A 1,258-nucleotide genomic window follows, 5' to 3' on the forward strand; every position below is an offset into this window, starting at 1 on the left:
TGATCTGGTCAAACGATACTGGACACGGTTATAGGGTTTTACCCTTTTTCATGCCGCCAGGGCTTCCATGTCCACCGGAGTTCGGTAGCCATTGTGACTGTGCAGCCTGATTCGATTGTAATAATGGGTCAGGTAGCGCAACACATCGGTACTGGCCTCGTCTTCGTTTCGGTAGCCAACCTTGGGTATCCATTCAGATTTCAAACTGCCAAAGAAACGTTCCATCGGGGCGTTATCCCAGCAGTTTCCTCGTCGACTCATACTTTGTTTTATCCGCATCTCCGACAGCGTTTCACGGAACATTTTGCTGCTGTAATGACAGCCCTGATCTGAATGGAACATCAAATTTTCAGGGCGTCCTCGCGACTCGAAAGCCATCTTCAACGCTTTACAGGTCAGAGCCGAATCAGGACTCCTGGATATCGCCCAGCCGACGATGCGGCGGGCATGCAGGTCTAGTACCGCCGCCAGATAAACCCAGTAAGTACCGGCCCAAATGTAAGTCACGTCGCCACACCACACTTGATTGGGAGCCTCGACATTGAATTTACGCTGCAAATGATTAGGGGCGTATTGAGCCTCCGCCCCGCTAGGTTTGTAACGATGCCTGCGCCGTTGGTGGCTCTTCAACCCGAGCTCTCTCATCAGGCTACGAGCCATGTAACGACCTACTGACTCTTTTTCGTTACACAGCGCCTTTGCCAGGCTACGCGCGCCCATTGAGCCGCGACTTTGCTCATATAATTTAGCAGCCTTGATCTTTAGACGGTCGCGCCCGACATGCACTTTCGCCCGCTGTTTCAGACGCTCGTAATAACTGCTGCGGTTGATACCAAATACGCCACACAACTCGGATCTTGGATATTGCTCGCTTAACTCCTCGACCAGCCTTATCGATCGAGGGAATCCGACATCAAGAGAGCTGTAGCCTTTTTTAAAATTTCCTTCTCGCGCTCAATCCGTCGGATTTTTGCTTCCAGTTCTTGGATGCGTTGTTGGTCAGGAGTCATGGCCTTGGACTTCTCAGGTGTCTTGCCGCTGCGCTCCGCACGCAGTTGCTCAACCCAGCGGCGCAGAGCTGTAGGGCCCACGCCCATTGCTTCGCAGGCCTCACTCACCGAATAGTCTTTATCCAAAACCAGGCAAGCCGCATCCCGCTTGAAATCTGTCGAAAAATATCGTCTGGTCAAACTACACCTCGTCGTTGGGCGTAGATTACCGCCCTTTAGGGGTGTCCAGAATCATTAAGCCAGATCAA

Annotated in this window: 1 protein-coding gene; it reads right to left on the reverse strand. The window is 52.1% G+C overall.

The annotated features are described in order from the left end of the window. Positions 1 to 48 precede the first annotated feature (48 nt). Positions 49 to 1,190, reverse strand: a protein-coding gene (locus CKW38_RS29360; protein ID WP_371857977.1) for an IS3 family transposase whose coding sequence is annotated in 2 segments (ribosomal slippage) — positions 49 to 929 and positions 929 to 1,190 — 1,143 coding nt in all. Because the reading frame shifts where the segments join, the coding sequence is not laid out codon by codon here. Between the last annotated feature and the right edge of the window lie 68 nt (positions 1,191 to 1,258).

The organism is Pseudomonas sp. Irchel 3H7 (genome assembly GCF_900187605.1).
GTDB lineage: Bacteria > Pseudomonadota > Gammaproteobacteria > Pseudomonadales > Pseudomonadaceae > Aquipseudomonas.